The sequence below is a fragment of the Sphingomonas mollis genome (assembly GCF_016427505.1).
Lineage (GTDB): Bacteria > Pseudomonadota > Alphaproteobacteria > Sphingomonadales > Sphingomonadaceae > Sphingomonas > Sphingomonas mollis.
Genome location: NZ_JAELXS010000002.1, coordinates 301,713 through 313,298 on the forward strand (window position 1 = coordinate 301,713; position 11,586 = coordinate 313,298).

Genomic DNA, 11,586 nt, shown 5'->3' on the forward strand with positions numbered 1-11,586 from the left:
AGACGGGCGTCACGCCCCTGTAACGATCCGGAAGAACACCTTGGCCGACGAGACGCTGCTCGCCGAACCCTCTGATATTTCGACGATCTCCATCGTCGATGAAATGAAGTCGAGCTATCTCGACTATGCGATGAGCGTGATCGTCTCGCGCGCGTTGCCCGACGTGCGCGACGGCCTGAAGCCCGTCCATCGCCGTATCCTGTATTCCGCGTTCGAAAGCGGCTTCGTCGCCGGCCGCCCGTACCGCAAATCGGCGCGCATCGTCGGTGACGTGATGGGTAAATACCATCCGCACGGCGACAGCGCGATCTACGACGCCCTCGCCCGCATGGCGCAGGACTGGTCGATGCGCGTCCCGCTGATCGACGGTCAGGGCAATTTCGGCTCGATGGACCCCGATCCGCCCGCCGCGATGCGCTATACCGAGGCGCGTCTGGCCAAGGTCGCCAATTCGCTGCTCGACGGGCTCGACAAGGACACCGTCGATTTCGTCCCGAACTATGACGGGTCGGAACGCGAACCGTCGGTATTGCCGGCGCAATATCCCAACCTGCTCGTCAACGGTGCCGGCGGCATCGCGGTCGGCATGGCGACGAACATCCCGCCGCATAATCTCGGCGAAGTCATCGACGCCTGTTTCGCCTATCTCGACAATGGCGCGATCACGTCGGAGGAACTGACCGAGATCGTGCCGGGACCCGATTTCCCGACCGGCGCGATCATCCTCGGCCGCGCCGGCGCGCGCTCCGCCTATTCCACCGGGCGCGGATCGATCATCGTCCGCTCGAACCACAAGATCGAGACCTATCGCGGCGACCGCCAGTCGATCGTGCTGACCGAGATTCCGTTCCAGCAGGGCAAGAACGCGCTGGTCGAAAAGATCGCCGAGGCCGCCAAGGACAAGCGGATCGAGGGCGTCAGCGACATCCGCGACGAATCGAACCGCGAGGGCGTTCGCATCGTCATCGAGCTGAAGCGCGATGCGACGCCGGAGGTGGTGCTGAACCAGTTGTGGCGGCACACGCCGGCGCAGGGGTCGTTCCCCGCCAACATGCTGGCGATCCGTGGCGGTCGCCCGGAACTCCTGAACCTGCGCGACATCATCAGCGCCTTCATCGATTTCCGCGAACAGGTCATCACCCGCCGGTCGAAGTTCGAGCTGAACAAGGCGCGCGAGCGGGCGCATCTGTTGCTCGGGTTGGTGATCGCCGTCACCAATCTCGACGAGATGGTCCGCATCATCCGCGGATCGTCCAGCCCGACCGCCGCGCGCATGGCGTTGCTCGCCCGCGAATGGCCGATCGCCGAAATCGCGCCCTATCTGGCGCTGGTCGAGGCGGTCGAACAGGAAGCGACCGGCGACGTGTATCGCCTGTCCGATGCGCAGGTTCGCGCCATCCTCGACCTGCGCCTCCATCGCCTGACCGCGCTGGGCCGGGACGAGATCGGCGACGAGCTGAAGACGCTGGCCGATACGATCGCCGACCTGCTCGAAACGCTCGCCGACCGGGCAAAACTGTACCGCGTGATGCGCGGCGAGTTGCAGGCGATCCGCGACCAGTTCGCGACGCCGCGCCGTACCCAGATCGCCGCCGCCGCCGATGGCATCGACGACGAGGACCTGATCGAGCGTGAGGACATGGTCGTCACGGTCACGATGGAAGGCTATATCAAGCGTACGCCGCTCGACACCTTCCGCGCCCAGCGTCGCGGCGGCAAGGGCCGCGCCGGCATGGCCACGAAGGACGAGGATGCGATCACCAGCCTGTTCGTCACCTCGACGCACACGCCGGTGCTGTTCTTCTCGACCGCCGGCAAGGTGTACCGCCTGAAGGTGTGGCGCCTGCCCGAGGGCGGGCCGGCGACGCGTGGACGGCCGATGATAAACCTGCTGCCGCTGGGGCCGGGGGAGACGATCTCCACCGTCCTGCCGCTGCCGGAGGACGAGCTGCGCTGGGGCGACCTGCACGTCATGTTCGCCACCGCCAAGGGGTCGGTGCGCCGCAACTCGATGGACTCGTTCGCGAACATCCGCACGTCGGGCAAGATCGCGATGAAGTTCGAGGAAGGATCGGAGGATCGCCTGATCGGCGTATCCCTGCTGACCGAGGAGGACGACGTGCTGCTGGCGACGAAGGCGGGCCGCGCGATCCGGTTTGCCGCCACCGACGTGCGTGAGTTCCAGAGCCGCGATTCGACCGGCGTGCGCGGTGCGCGACTGGCGGAGGGCGACGAGGTGATCTCGCTGTCCGTGCTGCGCGGCTTCGATGCCACGCCGGCCGAACGCGAGGCCTATCTGAAAGCTGCACCGTGGAAGGAAGGCGACCGCGAGGTTACGCTGGAGGCCGACCGCATGGCCGAATTCGAGGCGGCGGAGGAGTTCATTCTCACCGTCACGGCGAACGGTTATGGCAAGCGGACGTCGGCGTACGAATATCGCCGCACCAATCGCGGTGGCCAGGGCATCACCAACATCGTCACCTCCGACCGCAACGGCCCGGTCGTGGCGAGCTTCCCCGCACATTCGGGTGAGCAACTGATGCTCGTCACCGATCAGGCGAAACTGATCCGCCTGTCGGTCGGCGACACCCGCGTCACCGGCCGCAACACGCAGGGCGTGACGCTGTTCAGCGTCGCCAAGGGCGAACACGTCGTCTCCGCCGCACGGATCGACGAGGAGGAAGAACCGGAGAACGCCGCCGAGGCGATCGTCGCCGACGAACTGGCCGATGTGCCGGCGATCGATACCGGCGACCAGCTGATGCTCGATGACGGCACCGGCCCGGACACGATGGCCGAAACCGTCGAAGAGGATGGCGACGAATGACGACGCCAACGACGGGCCGGCCCCAGACCGCCTACAAGGTGCTGACCGCCGACCAGATGGCGGCACTGGAGCGTGACGGCAGCTTCGCGGGTGCGCCGGTGGACGTGGCCGATGGGTATATCCACCTGTCCACCGCCGACCAGTTGACGGAGACGGTCGACAAGCATTTCGCCGGCCAGTCCGACCTCCACGTCGCCGCGGTCGATCTCGGGTCGTTCGACACCTCGCTGAAATGGGAGGAGTCGCGCGGCGGCCAGTTCTTCCCGCATATATATGGCCTACTCCCGCTGGAAACGGTGATCGCCTACGGCCCGCTGGAACGCGACGACACCGGCAAGGTAAAGCTGCCCGTCGCGGGATAACCGGTTTTGGGGGCGGCATGTCCTACAGGGCGGGACTCGATTATACCCGCTGCATGACCGCATCCTCACCCCTCGCCGTCTCTCCTTCTCCCGATGTGAGAGGGAAGGGGCCCGCCCGGCGCAGCCGGGTGGGAAGGGTGAGGGTGGCCGATGTTGATCGAACGCAAGTCCCTAACGTCAATGTCGCCACCCACGCGCGCGATCGCGCGCGCGTAGAGGTAGAGGGTGTGACTTTCGGGACTTTCCGGGTCCGTCGGCGGCGCCGATCAGGTGTACAGATCGCGCACCTCATGCCCCTGCCCCACCGCCTCCAGCAACAGCGTGCGGTGACAATGGCAGGGATCGCGCTCGAAACACAGCAGCGCCGACGGCCTCTCGCCGGCGAGGTCGAGCATCTGCGCCGCCTGCGCCTGCGCTTCGGGCAGTTCGAGCTGTTCGTCATACACCGCGCGCAAGGTGACGACATCGCCCTTCTTCGCCGCATCGCGCCCGCGCTTGGGCGTGCCGAGCGCTTTCAGATGGACGTAATCGATCCCCACCGCGCACAGCGACGCCGCCAGCGACGATTTGGAGAACCCCGGCCGCCGCGACAGCGGCAACGCCCGCACATCGATGACGCGCACCACGCCTGCCGCCCGCAAGGTGGCGAGGAAATCGGCCATCGTCGTCGCCTCATACCCGATCGTGTAGATAATCATGCGTCCCTAGCTGGCGATGCGGGCCTGACTTGCCAAGCACACGGCGCTATCGACGTCGCATGACCCACGACATTCACATCGTCGGCGGCGGCCTCGCCGGCTCCGAAGCCGCCTGGCAACTCGCCGAAGCCGGCTTCAAGGTCCGCCTCTCCGAAATGCGCGGCTCGGGCGAGAAGACGCCCGCGCACCAGACCGATGGCCTGGCCGAACTCGTCTGCTCCAACAGTTTCCGGTCGGACGATGCGGAGGCCAACGCGGTCGGCCTGCTGCATCAGGAGATGCGGACGCTCGGCTCGCTGATCCTGCGCGAGGCGGACAAGCACCGCGTGCCCGCCGGGTCCGCACTGGCAGTCGATCGCGACGGTTATTCGAACGGCGTCACCCAGGCGCTCGCCGATCATCCCAACGTCACGCTTGTCCGCGAGCGGGTCGATGCCCTGCCCGATGGCCCCGCCATCCTCGCCACCGGCCCGCTGACCGCCGCCTCGCTGGCCGAGGCGATCGGTGCCGCGACGGGTGCGGAGGCGCTCGCGTTCTTCGATGCGCTTGCTCCCATCGTCCACCGCGATTCGATCGACCTCGACACCGCCTGGTTCGCCTCGCGCTGGGACAAGGGAGACAAGGATTACATCAACTGCCCGATGGACAAGGAGCAGTACCTCGCCTTCCACACCGGCCTGATCGAGGGCGAGAAGACGCCGTTCAAGGAATGGGAAAAGGACACGCCCTATTTCGAGGGCTGTATGCCGATCGAGGTGATGGCCGAACGCGGCATCGATACGCTGCGCTACGGCCCGATGAAGCCGGTCGGTCTCGACAATCCCAAGACCGGCCGCTGGCCCTATGCCGTGGTGCAGTTGCGACAGGACAATGCGCAGGCCACGCTGTGGAACATCGTCGGTTTCCAGACCAAGCTGAAGCACGCCGATCAGGTTCGCCTGTTTCGCACCATCCCCGGCCTGCAGAATGCCGAATTCGCGCGGCTGGGCGGGCTGCACCGCAACACCTTCATCCGCTCGCCCGAACTGCTCGACGCGACGCTGCGGCTGAAGAACCGGACGAACCTGCGCTTCGCCGGCCAGATCACCGGCTGCGAAGGCTATATCGAAAGCGCCGCGATCGGGCTGATCGCGGGCCGCTTCGCCGCTGCCGAGCTGCGCGGCGAGACGCTGTCGCCACCACCGCCTGAAACCGCGCTGGGCGCCCTGCTCGGCCATATCACCGGCGGGGCGGAGGCCGAGACCTATCAGCCGATGAACGTCAATTTCGGCCTGTTCCCGCCGATCGAGGGTCGCACGAAGAAGGCGGATCGCAAGCGGATGTACACCGATCGCGGCCGTGCGGCGCTGGCCGCGTGGCTCAGCCCTCTTCCGCCGTCGCCGCAGCCGGCGGACACTTCACCGCCCGAGCCGGCTTGCGCTTGACGGCCGTGGTCGCGAACTCCGCCGCCGACATGGTGCCCGACTTGTCGGCGTCGGCGGTGGCGAACTTGCCGTTGGTCTTGGCCGCCCATTCGTCGAACGACAGCCGCCCGTCGCCATCGGTATCCAGCTTCGCATAGGCCTTGCGCCGCGAAACGAAATATTCCTCGCGGGTGATCTGCCCGTTGCGATCCTTGTCGTATCGGCCGAACCGCTTCTCCTCACGCGTTCTGGCCGATGCCTCGGGAACGGTATCGGGCAACGACGCCTGCCCCTCCTCCAGAGCAGCGATCGGCCGGGCGGGCAGCGCTGCGGCGGACGGCGTATCGCGGCTCGCCCACAGGATCACCCCGGCCGCCACCGCCGCCAGTCCCGCACCGCCGCCCGCCACATATCGCCACATCGTCATCGCTCCCGCATTATCTAACATATGATATCGACGGGAAGCGGTAGCGGGAAGCCTATCGCCCTGTCATCCGATGAAAAATCAGTCGCACCAGCAATCCCGGATCGGGATTGCCGCCGCTGCGGGCGATCAGCGCCAGCGCCCCCAACCCCCGTCCACGCCGACTCCACCGCACGCTGGTCGCTGACGCGAGCCGCTCGTCTGCAAGATCGCGCGCACGCTTCGCCAGGGCCGGATCGCGGACATGGGTGGCCAGGTCCATCAAGGCCCAGCCTTCGCCCGCCGACGCCGCCGGATCGCTGGCCGCAGCACCACAAACCTGTGCCGCCACGGCAAACAACCGCCCGCCGCGTTCGCCGGCATAGGTAGCAAGATCGTCATCCGTCAGTGCTTCGTCGCCGAGCAGAATTTCCCAGCCGTCGATCATACCGGCCAACTGCCTGCCATTCACGCCGCAACGTAGAATGTCCGACGCCACCGCCGTCAGCACCGGTTCGGCCGGAGGCGCCGAACGATCCAACGTACTCAATGCCTCGTGCCACCAGGTCAGCCGCATCTGTCCGACCAGTGGTTCCCGCGCTGCGCGAACGATCGCCGCCAGTTTATCATCAAGATCGAACAGCGCCACCAAACCGCGCCGTGCCGCCAGCGGCGCATAACCAAACGCCAAAGTCCGTTCCGGCGATGCCGCCACACTCGCTGCATGTCCGTTCATCCGATCGCAATAGCGCAGAAGGTTCGCCGCCGGATATACGATACGTTTACCGTATGCGGCGTAATGACGGACGTATGGCACGTTCCGGATGGATATTGACGAATCGACTACGTCGATCATGGACGCATCTGGCGGACGATACGCGAGGTGCGATCATCATCGAATTCGCCATCTGCTCCAGCGCCTTCTTCGCGCTGTTGCTGGCATGTGCGCAAACGGTTCTGATCTTCTTCGCTCAACAGGGCCTGCAAACCTCCGCCGAGGGAGCCGCCAGATATGTGATGACCGGTGAGGCCAGCAAGGCCGGGATGACGGCGGCACAGTTCAAGGCCTATGCCTGCACGAAGCTCCCGCCGTTCCTCGACTGTTCGAAGCTCATCATCGACATGCGCAAGGCATCGACGTTCGCCGATATCGACGCTGATATGCCGGACCTGTCATTCAATTCGTCCGGAGCCATCAACAACAGCTGGCAATATGATACCGGCGGCGCTGGCAGCATCATGATCCTGCGGGTGATGTACGTCTGGAACGTACAACTCGGACCACTCAACCTCGATTTCTCCAATGCGGGATCGGGAAAGCGGTTGCTGATCGGCACGATGGTCTTCAAATCGGAGCCATACACGGTATGACGGACATCCTGCGCCTGATGCGGGATCGACGCGGCATGGCGCTGGTCGAGTTCGCGATCCTGCTTCCTGTCCTCCTCACCCTGTTTCTCGGCGGATTTCAGCTGGCTCAGGCCTCCGCCTGCAAGCGTCGTGTTACGATCGTTGCACGCGCGTTGAGCGATCTCGTGTCGCAATATGATACCATCACGCCAGCGGAAGTTGGGACCATTCTCAACGCGACCGCTCAAATCATGGCACCGTTCGACATTGATGACGGCAACAGCCGCGTCAGTATAATTGCTGTCGATTCAAGCAAAAATGCGAAAGTCGTCTGGAGCGAAGCGAAGAATACAACCGAACTATCCAAAGGATCGACGTTCTCCTCACTCCCGGCGGCAATGAAGATCGCAAATACATACTATGTCTATAGCGAAGTAAATTTTACGTACAGTCCGATGGGTGGACGTTTTGCGTACCCGTTCTCGTTCAATCAGACCCTGTTCATGGTGCCCCGTAAATCGACATCGGTGGATTGCTCTGCATGCTGAAATTTCCTCTCCGGTTGCGCCGCCTGTGCCGGTTACGTCAGACCGACAAATGCTCTGACCTGCTGACGGATCGGCGCGGCAATGTGCTGATGATATTTGCCTTTTCGGTCATTCCGATCACCTTCGCGACAGGCATGGGCATCGATTATGCCGGCGCGATGCGATTGCAGACGCGGATAAATGCGGTGGCGGATGCTGCTTCGCTTGCCGCTGTCACCGCGCCGATGATGAAGAAGTCGATCCTCGACGCCTGCACCAGTGCGCGCGCGACCTTCACCAGCCAGTCGTCCAACATCATCGGACTGACGCTGGATGCCACGCAATCGTCGAACCTGAGCATCGCGATCACCGATACGCTGCCGACCGGATCGCCGGTCACGGTGACCTGCCCGGTGACAGGCACGGTCACGGTGCCGACGGCTTTGCCGCTCAGCCGAACGGCGGTCACCACCTACACCGCGCGATCGAGCAACAACTTCTCGGGCGTCCTCGGCGTCGCCTCACTGGGCATCGGCGGTGCCAGCACGGCCAAGACGACGCTGGCTCCGTATATCGATATTCATCTGGCGCTCGATACGTCCCAGTCGATGGGCCTCGCCGCGACGGATGCAGATGCGTTGAAATTGTGGCAAAAGACCGGGGAGGTGAACGGACGAAGTTGCCAATTTGGATGCCACGAACGCTCGTGGCACGATGGCAAACTTGACACAATTTCCAACGAGCAGGTTGCGATCAACAACGGGATCAAATTGCGCGTGAATATCCTGCGCGATGCGACGATCGACATGATCGACACGGCAACGGCCAATCAGGGCACCAGCCGGAATTATCAGTTTGCCCTTTATCGCATTGGAAAGAACGACGGTCGCTATAATACTGGCATAGATGAGTACATGAAGCTGACGACTCGGCTGGCCGATGTCCGGAGTAAAGTCAGCGCACTCACGCTCGGTACGAATGATGGCGCTGTGGGCTTTGGCGATACAGACCTGCCGACTTCCACCTCATTCGTGCTGCCGTATTTGAAGGCGACCAGTGCGACATTCGACGATGGCACTACGCAAGCGAAAGCCAGAAAATTCTTCTTCATGGTCACGGACGGCGTGACCGATACCGAGGGGTCATGCACCTATGGCCACTGTACAGCAGCGATCGATCCGGCCACGTGCGATGCCTATAAGGCGAAAGGCATCACGGTAGGTATCGTCTATACCACCTATCTGCCCACAAAGGCCGATCCGACCAAACCATCAAGCACAGCGCTTCGCGACGAATATATCAAGCTCGTTCAGCCGATTGCCGGGACTATCCGGCCCAATCTTGAAAAATGCGCATCTTCAGGATGGTTCTTTGAGGCATCCGATGCAGCCACTATTCATTCGGCAATGCAAACGCTTTTCCGTCAGGCGAGCCAAACGCCCTCAATCATTCAATAAAGAAAGACCCCTACTCCATTGGAATGGGGGTCTTCTCGATATCGCAGCCAAGGAGCAGGTCTTACTTGTAGCAGACCTTCTTCACTGCGCTGATGACCCGTGCGACATCAACCAGCGCCAGCTTTTCCAGGTTCGCTGCATACGGCATCGGTACGTCTTCGTTGGTCACGCGCATGACCGGCGCATCGAGGTCGTCGAAGCCCTGCTCCATACACAGCGCCATGATTTCCGACGCGATCGAGCAGGTCGGAAAACCTTCCTCGACGACGACGAGGCGGTTGGTCTTGGCCAGGCTCTTCAGCACCGACTGCCGATCGAGCGGGCGCAGCGTGCGCAGGTCGATGACCTCCGCGTCGATACCCTCGCCCGACAGCTTCTCGGCAGCTTCCAGCGCCAGGCCGACGCCGATCGAATAGGACACGATCGTCACGTCCTTGCCCTCGCGCATGATCCGCGCCTTGCCGATCGGCAAGACCCAGTCGTCGAGCTTGGGTACGTCGAAGCTGCGACCGTACATCAGCTCGTTTTCGAGGAACACGACCGGGTCGGTGGTACGGATCGCCGCCTTCAGCAAGCCCTTGGCATCCGCCGCGTCATAGGGCGCGATCACGATCAGGCCGGGGACCGAGGCGTACCACGCGGCGAAGTTGTGCGAGTGCTGCGCGCCGACGCGGCTGGCGGCGCCGTTGGGACCGCGGAATACGATCGGGCAGCGCATCTGGCCGCCCGACATGTAGTTGGTCTTGGCGGCCGAGTTGATGATGTGGTCGATCGCCTGCAACGCGAAGTTGAAGGTCATGAATTCGACGATCGGACGCAGGCCGCCCATCGCCGCGCCCGTCCCAATACCGGCAAAGCCATATTCGGTGATCGGCGTGTCGATGACGCGCTTGTCGCCGAATTCGGCGAGCAGGCCCTGCGTCACCTTGTACGCGCCCTGATACTGCGCGACCTCCTCACCCATCACGAAGATGCGTTCGTCCTCACGCATTTCCTCGGCCATCGCGTCGCGCAGTGCTTCGCGGACCGTGGTCTTCACCATCTCAGTGCCGGCGGGGACTTCCGGATCGACTGCCCCGGCCTTCTCGGCATGGGCGACCAGTTGCTGCGTGCCGCTTTCCTGCTCGGCCGCCTTCGCGCTTTCCGGCGCGGGCGGTGCCTTGTCGTCGGTCGGCTTTTCCTGCGGCGCGGCCGTGGCGGCGCCACCGGCGGCATCCTCGGCGCTCTCGCCTTCTGCGGCGAGTACGGCGATGACGGTACCGACCTTCACGTTATCGGTGCCCTCGGCGATCAGAATCTTGGCGATGACGCCTTCGTCGACCGCCTCGAACTCCATCGTCGCCTTGTCGGTTTCGATCTCGGCCATGATGTCGCCGGAGGAGACGGTATCGCCTTCCTTGACTAGCCATTTGGCGAGCGTGCCCTCTTCCATCGTCGGGGACAGCGCGGGCATCTTGATTTCGATCGGCATCAGTAACGCTCCACCAGCACGTCCGTGTAGAGTTCGGCCGCCTCGGGTTCGGGCGTGCTCTCGGCGAAATCAGCGGATTCGTTCACGACTTTTCTGATCTCCTGCTCGATCTTCTTCAGTTCGTCCTCGGTCACGCCCTGCTCGTCGAGCAGCCGCTTCACATGCTCGATCGGGTCCGACTTGTCGCGGACGCCCTGCACTTCCTCACGCGTCCGGTACTTCGCCGGATCGGACATGGAGTGGCCGCGATAACGGTACGTCTTCATCTCGAGGATGACCGGACCCTTGCCTGCGCGCACCCAGTCCAGCGCCGTCTCGGCCGCACCGCGGCACGCCAGCACGTCCATGCCATCGACCTGGATGCCGGGAATGCGGAAGCTTTCGCCGCGGCGATAGAGCTGGTCTTCCGACGAGGCGCGGTTGACCGCGGTGCCCATCGCATACTGGTTGTTCTCGATCACGAAGATGATCGGGAGCTTCCAAAGCTCGGCCATGTTGAACGCTTCGTACACCTGACCCTGGTTCGCCGCACCGTCGCCGAAATAGGCGAGGCAGACACCACCGTCGTTGTTGTACTTGTGGCTGAAGGCGAGGCCGGCGCCGAGCGACACCTGCGCACCGACGATGCCATGGCCGCCGTAGAACTTATGTTCCACGGAGAACATGTGCATCGAGCCGCCCTTGCCCTTGGAAATGCCGGCGGCGCGGCCGGTCAGCTCTGCCATCACGTCCTTGGGAGGAATGCGGCAGAGCAGCATATGACCGTGGTCGCGATATCCGGTGATGACCGAATCATTCTTGGTCAGCGCCGATTGCAGGCCGACGGCAACCGCTTCCTGGCCGATATACAGATGGCAGAAACCGCCGATCAGGCCGAGGCCATATAGCTGCCCCGCCTTTTCCTCGAAGCGGCGGATCAGCAGCATATCCTTGTAGAATTCGAGCAGCTGGTCCTTCGACGCCTCGAAAGGTTGCGGCTCGCCGGGTCGTTCCCGGTTCGGCAAGGGCGGTTCGGAGATCGCGCGGATAGCTTTGGCCACAGGGTAAACCTTGTTTCCGTTAGGGAATGATGAGGTGCCTATAGTCTT

The 11,586-nt window shown here is 63.4% G+C and carries 11 protein-coding genes; 6 read left to right on the forward strand and 5 right to left on the reverse strand.

Features of this window, described 5'->3' with window-relative positions:
• Positions 1–40: 40 nt before the first annotated feature.
• Positions 41–2,827: a DNA gyrase subunit A gene (gene gyrA / locus JAO74_RS04850; RefSeq protein WP_199035703.1), complete on the forward strand. Its 2,787-nt coding sequence runs from the start codon at positions 41–43 to the stop codon at positions 2,825–2,827.
• On the forward strand, positions 2,824–3,189 hold the full coding sequence (locus JAO74_RS04855; RefSeq protein WP_199035705.1) for a DUF952 domain-containing protein: 366 nt from the start codon (positions 2,824–2,826) through the stop codon (positions 3,187–3,189). Before gyrA ends, JAO74_RS04855 begins: the two co-directional genes overlap by 4 nt.
• A gap of 266 nt (positions 3,190–3,455) precedes the next feature.
• Here the strand turns inward: JAO74_RS04855 and JAO74_RS04860 are convergent, their stop codons facing one another.
• Complete coding sequence (locus JAO74_RS04860; protein WP_199035707.1) at positions 3,456–3,887, reverse strand: DUF488 domain-containing protein; 432 nt, start codon at positions 3,885–3,887, stop codon at positions 3,456–3,458.
• Positions 3,888–3,946: 59 nt separating this feature from the next.
• On the opposite strand from JAO74_RS04860, the gene trmFO reads away from it, so the two are divergent.
• Positions 3,947–5,311 (forward strand): methylenetetrahydrofolate--tRNA-(uracil(54)-C(5))-methyltransferase (FADH(2)-oxidizing) TrmFO, encoded by a 1,365-nt coding sequence (gene trmFO / locus JAO74_RS04865; RefSeq protein ID WP_199035709.1) that lies wholly within the window; start codon positions 3,947–3,949, stop codon positions 5,309–5,311.
• On the opposite strand, the gene JAO74_RS04870 is transcribed toward trmFO, so the two are convergent.
• Together JAO74_RS04870 and JAO74_RS04875 are read right to left on the reverse strand one after the other, a co-directional pair.
• Positions 5,247–5,717, reverse strand: coding sequence for an EF-hand domain-containing protein (locus JAO74_RS04870; protein ID WP_416194283.1), 471 nt, complete (start codon positions 5,715–5,717; stop codon positions 5,247–5,249). The two genes, trmFO and JAO74_RS04870, sit on opposite strands and share 65 nt — an antisense overlap.
• A gap of 52 nt (positions 5,718–5,769) precedes the next feature.
• Positions 5,770–6,549, reverse strand: coding sequence for a squalene/phytoene synthase family protein (locus JAO74_RS04875; RefSeq protein ID WP_233150672.1), 780 nt, complete (start codon positions 6,547–6,549; stop codon positions 5,770–5,772).
• Between JAO74_RS04875 and JAO74_RS04880 the strand changes: the two genes are divergently transcribed.
• The 3 genes from JAO74_RS04880 to JAO74_RS04890 are packed head-to-tail and all read left to right on the forward strand — an operon-like array spanning position 6,525 to position 9,027.
• On the forward strand, positions 6,525–7,064 hold the full coding sequence (locus JAO74_RS04880; RefSeq protein ID WP_199035711.1) for a TadE/TadG family type IV pilus assembly protein: 540 nt from the start codon (positions 6,525–6,527) through the stop codon (positions 7,062–7,064). The genes JAO74_RS04875 and JAO74_RS04880 overlap by 25 nt on opposite strands.
• A complete protein-coding gene (locus tag JAO74_RS04885) occupies positions 7,061–7,591 on the forward strand; it encodes a TadE/TadG family type IV pilus assembly protein (protein ID WP_199035713.1) in 531 nt (176 codons plus the stop codon). The genes JAO74_RS04880 and JAO74_RS04885 overlap by 4 nt, the downstream gene beginning before the upstream one ends.
• Positions 7,585–9,027 (forward strand): pilus assembly protein TadG-related protein, encoded by a 1,443-nt coding sequence (locus JAO74_RS04890; protein ID WP_199035715.1) that lies wholly within the window; start codon positions 7,585–7,587, stop codon positions 9,025–9,027. Before JAO74_RS04885 ends, JAO74_RS04890 begins: the two co-directional genes overlap by 7 nt.
• Before the next feature lie 61 nt (positions 9,028–9,088).
• On the opposite strand, the gene JAO74_RS04895 is transcribed toward JAO74_RS04890, so the two are convergent.
• Both JAO74_RS04895 and pdhA read right to left on the reverse strand, forming a co-directional pair.
• Positions 9,089–10,498, reverse strand: a complete 1,410-nt coding sequence (locus JAO74_RS04895; protein WP_199035717.1) for a pyruvate dehydrogenase complex E1 component subunit beta — start codon at positions 10,496–10,498, stop codon at positions 9,089–9,091.
• Positions 10,498–11,538 (reverse strand): pyruvate dehydrogenase (acetyl-transferring) E1 component subunit alpha, encoded by a 1,041-nt coding sequence (pdhA, locus tag JAO74_RS04900; RefSeq protein WP_416194284.1) that lies wholly within the window; start codon positions 11,536–11,538, stop codon positions 10,498–10,500. Before pdhA ends, JAO74_RS04895 begins: the two co-directional genes overlap by 1 nt.
• Positions 11,539–11,586: the final 48 nt, after the last annotated feature.

Excerpts from the sequence above, each read along its gene's own strand:
- JAO74_RS04855 (WP_199035705.1), top strand. The coding sequence starts at position 2,824 with ATGACGACGCCAACGACGGGCCGGCCCCAGACCGCCTACAAGGTGCTG.
- JAO74_RS04860 (WP_199035707.1), bottom strand. The coding sequence starts at position 3,887 with ATGATTATCTACACGATCGGGTATGAGGCGACGACGATGGCCGATTTC.
- trmFO (WP_199035709.1), top strand. The coding sequence starts at position 3,947 with ATGACCCACGACATTCACATCGTCGGCGGCGGCCTCGCCGGCTCCGAA.
- JAO74_RS04870 (WP_416194283.1), bottom strand. The coding sequence starts at position 5,717 with ATGACGATGTGGCGATATGTGGCGGGCGGCGGTGCGGGACTGGCGGCG.
- JAO74_RS04875 (WP_233150672.1), bottom strand. The coding sequence starts at position 6,549 with ATGATCGACGTAGTCGATTCGTCAATATCCATCCGGAACGTGCCATAC.
- JAO74_RS04885 (WP_199035713.1), top strand. The coding sequence starts at position 7,061 with ATGACGGACATCCTGCGCCTGATGCGGGATCGACGCGGCATGGCGCTG.
- JAO74_RS04890 (WP_199035715.1), top strand. The coding sequence starts at position 7,585 with ATGCTGAAATTTCCTCTCCGGTTGCGCCGCCTGTGCCGGTTACGTCAG.
- JAO74_RS04895 (WP_199035717.1), bottom strand. The coding sequence starts at position 10,498 with ATGCCGATCGAAATCAAGATGCCCGCGCTGTCCCCGACGATGGAAGAG.